This is a genomic window from Skermanella sp. (assembly GCF_059503625.1).
Window position 1 is genome coordinate 1 of the sequence record NZ_JCACHA010000163.1, and the last position, 3617, is coordinate 3617.

Consider the following 3617-nt stretch of genomic DNA (forward strand, 5'->3'; position numbering starts at 1 on the left):
ACCGCTCTTGCAGAATGCGGATCAGCCGAACTTGTAGCTGATGCCGTAGCCGCCGCGCGGGTAGTTCCACGAGATGTTGCCGTTGTCCTGGCAGATCACCCGGCAGGTGCCGCATTCCAGGCAGCCGTCGGTCACCAGATTGACCTTGCCGTCCTCTTCCGCCGAATAGCAGTTAGCGGGGCAGCAGAAGGTGCAGGGCTGGGTCTTGCACTGAGTGGCGCAGACGTCAGCGTCCTTGATCTGGATATGCGGCCGGTTCTCGTCGACGATGTACCGGTTCTGATAAAGCTTGTCTTCGACCTTGATTATGCTCATCGGAAAGCCCTCGCCAGCTTGAATGCGTCACCCATCAGACCGAAGACCGACCGCCGCTTGACGAACGACTTCAGGATCTTGTTTTCCTTCGTCTTCTTATCGACGCCGTCGACCGTGAACAGGTCGTGGGCGGCGCCGTTCAGCAGATCCGGGTAGGCACCGAAGAACTGCGGCGACATGTGCATGATGCCCGGCAGGTTGCGGTACTTCTTCAGGTCCTTCAGGACGAAGCTGTCGTCGAGCTTCTTCTTGTAGAGCGCCAGGTTGGACGCCACCGGCGCCTTGCCCTGCTTCTTCAGCTCGATGACCGTTTCGGCGGCGAAACGACCGCTGGTCATGGCAAGGTTGGAGCCTTCGCGGTGGGCGGCGTTGTTGAGGTGGGCTGCATCGCCGACCACCATCCAGCCGTCGCCGTAGCACTGCGGAACCGCCTTGTAGCCGCCCTCGGGGATCAGGTGGCCGGCATATTCCTTGACCTCGCCGCCTTCGATCAGCGGTTTGATCACGGGATGGTTCTTCAAGTCTTCAAGGAGCTTGTAGGGCGTGATCCCCTTTTCCTTGAAGTCGGAGATCAGGCAGCCGATGCCGATCGTCAGCGATTCCTTGTTGGTATACAGGAAGGCGGTACCGACCATGCCGCCGGTGACTTTGCCCATGATCTCGATGACGACGCCTTCGTCGTCCTTGACCTGGAAGCGCTGCTCGATCAAGGCCGGATCGATGAAGTGGATTTCCTTGACCGCCAGAGCCACATTCTCCGGCGGAAGTTCCTTCTGGAAGTCGGCGCGGCGGGCCAGCAGGGCGTTGACGCCGTCGGCCATGATGACCACGTCGGCGTGGACTTCACCGTTCACGCGGTCGGTGCGGACGCCGTAGACCTTGCCGTTGGCGTCACGCAGCAGTTCGGTGACGGTGGTTTCGCAGATGACGAGAGCGCCGGCTTCCCGGACCTTCTCGTTGAACCAGCGGTCGAACTGGGAGCGGATGATCGTGTAGCGGTTCGGCTTCTCGCTGTTGAAGCTGTCGGACCGGTAATTGGTCCCGATATAGCTGTCGTCGCCCAGCAGCCAGATCCGCTGCTCGATGATATGCCGCTCCAGCGGAGCATCCTCGCGAAAATCGGGGATGATCTTTTCCAGGGCATCGGCGTACATGATGGCGCCCTGGACGTTCTTGGAACCGGAATATTCGCCGCGCTCGATCTGCAAAACACTCAGGCCGGCTTTGGCCAGGGTATACGCCGCCGAGTTGCCGGAAGGACCGGCGCCGACGACGATGGCATCGAATTTTTCAACCATGTCAGGCACTCCTCTGGCGGTGGTCAGCTCGCCTTGCGGTTGACCAGACGACGCTGGCGGAACTGTTCCGTCAGAGCCGGGAGAATTTGCAGCGCGTCGCCGACGATGCCGTGATGGGCGAAGTCGAAGATCGGTGCGTTCGGGTCGGAATTGATCGCGAGGATCACGTCGGAATTTTCGCAGCCGACGCGATGCTGGATGGCGCCGGAGATGCCGGCGGCGATGTAGAGCTTGGGACGGATCGTCTTGCCGGTCTGGCCGATCTGCCGGTCGCCGGATACCCAGCCGGCCTGGACGCAGGGACGGGAAGCCCCGACTTCCGCACCCAGCACTTCCGCCAGATCCCAGATCAGCTTGAAGTTCTCGGGCTTCTGCAAGCCCTTGCCGCCGCCGATGATGATGTCGGCGAAAGCGAGCTGCGCTTCCTGCTGGTCACGGTCAGGGATGAAGTCCAGCACCTTGGTGACGAAGACTTCTTCGGCAAGGTTCGGGGTGACTTCGACGATGCGGCCGGTGCGGGTCAGATCCTTTTCAGGCATCTGCATGACGCGCGGCCGGATCGTCGCCATCTGCGGCCGGTAGGCCAGCGTCTGGATGGTGCAGAGCAGAGTGCCGCCGAAGGTCGGGCGGGTGGCGGCCAGGCTGCGGTTCTCGGCGCTGATGTCCAGTTCGGTGCAGTCGGCGGTCAGGCCGGTCAGCAGCGTCGTGGCGATGGCGCCGGCCAGATCGCGGCCCAGGGTGGAGGCGCCCAGCAGCACGATTTCCGGCTTGAAGGTATTGACCACGTCGGTCATCACCTTGGAATACGGCTCGGTGCGATATTCGGCCAGAACAGGGTCGAGCACGGTGGAGACCACGTCGGCGCCGTAGGAAATGGCCTCGCCCGAGATCTCGTTAATGAAGGGACCGGGAGCGCCCAGGACCACGGCGCCCACTTCGACGCCCAGCTTGTCCGCCAGCTTGCGCGCTTCGCCGAGCAGCTCGTACGAGACGGTGTGGACCTTGCCGCGCTCCTGCTCGACGATGACCCAGACGCCCTTGTAGACCTTCAACTCTTCGGGAAGTTCAAGCTTCCGGCCGCCGGCGGCCTTCTTTGCGGGGGGTGGATTGGCAGGCGCTTGGCTCATGTCAGCCTCACAGTCTCAAATCAGGGGGTTCAGCGGACCAGTGCGAAATCGGATCGGATCGAGGGGTGCCGGCAGCCAGCCAGGCGCCGCCCCACTACCCCGCCAGATCGGTGGCCAGCTTCGGATAGGTCGTGAAAAGCATGTCCACCGCGGCGGCGGCGAGCGCGGGAGAACCGCCTTCGGCCGTGACCATCTTCGCCTTCTGGGCGCGCGGCTTGGGCACGAACACCTTGGAAACGACGGTGGGCGAGCCTTTCAGGCCGACCTTGGTCTCGTCGTCGACGCAGGTGTCCTTGTTCCAGTTCATCAGCGGCGTCCGGGCAGCGCGGAACATGTCGTCCATGGTGCCGAAGCGCATCGTGTTGGAGCCTTCGAGCATCGTGATCATGGCCGGCAACTGGCTCTTCAACACCTGCACGCCGCCTTCGGACCGGCGATGGACCGTGATCTCCCGGCTCTCCAGGTTCACGTCCTCGATCTTGGCGACATAGGTCAACTGCTGCATGTTCATGCGGGTCGCGATGCCGGGGCCGACCTGCGCCGTATCGCCGTCGATCGTCTGCTTGCCGCAGAACACCATGTCGACCGGCTCTTCCTCATGCAGCTTGCGGATCGCCGAGGTCAGGGCATAGGAGGTCGCGAGGGTATCGGAACCGGCGAACTTGCGGTCGGTCAGCAGGACGGCGTGGGTCGCGCCGAAGGACAGGGCCTTCCTGAGCGACGCTTCCGCCATCGGCGGTCCCATGGTCAGGACCGTGACGCGGCCGCCGAACCGGTCCTTCAGCCGCAGCGCCTCTTCCAGAGAGAACAGGTCGTACGGATTGATGATCGCCGGCACGCCCTGGCGCATGATGGTGTGGGTGACCGGATGAATCCG

4 protein-coding genes are annotated in these 3617 nt (G+C 63.0%); all 4 read right to left on the reverse strand.

The features are described 5' to 3' along the window. Nucleotides 1-21: 21 nt before the first annotated feature. Nucleotides 22-315 carry a ferredoxin family protein gene (locus tag AC5JJ6_RS04390; RefSeq protein ID WP_044431905.1) on the reverse strand — a complete coding sequence of 98 codons (294 nt, stop codon included), beginning with the start codon at nt 313-315 and terminating at the stop codon, nt 22-24. Next, a complete protein-coding gene (locus tag AC5JJ6_RS04395) occupies nt 312-1613 on the reverse strand; it encodes an FAD-dependent monooxygenase (RefSeq protein WP_496040879.1) in 1302 nt (433 codons plus the stop codon). The genes AC5JJ6_RS04390 and AC5JJ6_RS04395 overlap by 4 nt, the downstream gene beginning before the upstream one ends. Nucleotides 1614-1636: 23 nt before the next feature. Next, nucleotides 1637-2740 (reverse strand): electron transfer flavoprotein subunit alpha/FixB family protein, encoded by a 1104-nt coding sequence (locus AC5JJ6_RS04400; RefSeq protein ID WP_496040880.1) that lies wholly within the window; start codon nt 2738-2740, stop codon nt 1637-1639. A gap of 94 nt (nt 2741-2834) precedes the next feature. Continuing rightward, nucleotides 2835-3617: electron transfer flavoprotein subunit beta/FixA family protein (locus tag AC5JJ6_RS04405; RefSeq protein WP_496040881.1), on the reverse strand; the 783-nt coding region annotated here is incomplete at its 5' end.